This is a genomic window from Paucibacter sp. B2R-40, assembly GCF_025717555.1.
Taxonomy (GTDB): Bacteria; Pseudomonadota; Gammaproteobacteria; order Burkholderiales; family Burkholderiaceae_C; genus Paucibacter_A.
The window spans coordinates 1-817 of the sequence record NZ_JAJIRP010000030.1; the positions used below are offsets into that span (position 1 = coordinate 1).

Consider the following 817-nt stretch of genomic DNA (forward strand, 5'->3'; position numbering starts at 1 on the left):
TGGGAACGCTCTCTTCGACCGAAGCTCTGTAAATTGGCCAAAAACCGAGCTCTGGCTGGCATCGTGGCGGACATGCTTCGGATGCTGTGGTCACCAGAGCAAATCGCTGGCTGGCTCAAGCATACTTATCCGAACGACCTGAGCCTGCATGTGTCACACGAGACGATTTACCGCAGCCTTTTCATTCAAGCGCGCGGCGCCTTGAAGAAAGAATTGCTGGCGCATCTCAGACGCACGCGCGGCATGCGTCGCTCTCGTTCCTACACGCAGAAGACTGCGATTCACGGCCAGATCGTTGACGCAGTGTCGATCAGCGAGCGGCCCGCCTCAGTCGAGGACCGGGCAGTGCCTGGTCATTGGGAAGGAGACTTGGTCTTCGGCAGCGGCAACAGCCAAATCGCGACACTGGTCGAACGCCAAACACGATATGTGATGTTGGTAAAGCTGAAAGGCAAGGATTCGCAGACGGTCGTCAACGCGCTCATTAAGAACGCTCGCAAGCTGCCGCAGGAGCTTTACAAATCGCTCACCTGGGATCGAGGCACAGAGATGCACGGGCATAAGCGATTCACCATGGCCACCGACATCAAGGTCTATTTCTGTGACCCTCAAAGTCCTTGGCAACGAGGCAGCAACGAGAACACCAATGGACTGCTCAGGCAATACATGCCAAAGGGCATCGATATCTCGACCTACTCACAGGCCAAGCTCAACGCCATCGCGAGACAATTGAACGAGCGGCCTAGGAAGACTCTTGGCTATCAAACACCGGCTGAGGTCTTCAGCCAATGTGTTGCATTGACCGGTTGAATCCGCC

General features: G+C 55.7%; 1 protein-coding gene. It reads left to right on the forward strand.

Features of this window, described 5'->3' with window-relative positions:
* Positions 1–810, forward strand: an 810-nt coding sequence (locus LNV09_RS24615) for an IS30 family transposase (protein WP_263559703.1), incomplete at its 5' end; no start/stop codon positions are given.
* Positions 811–817 lie beyond the last annotated feature (7 nt).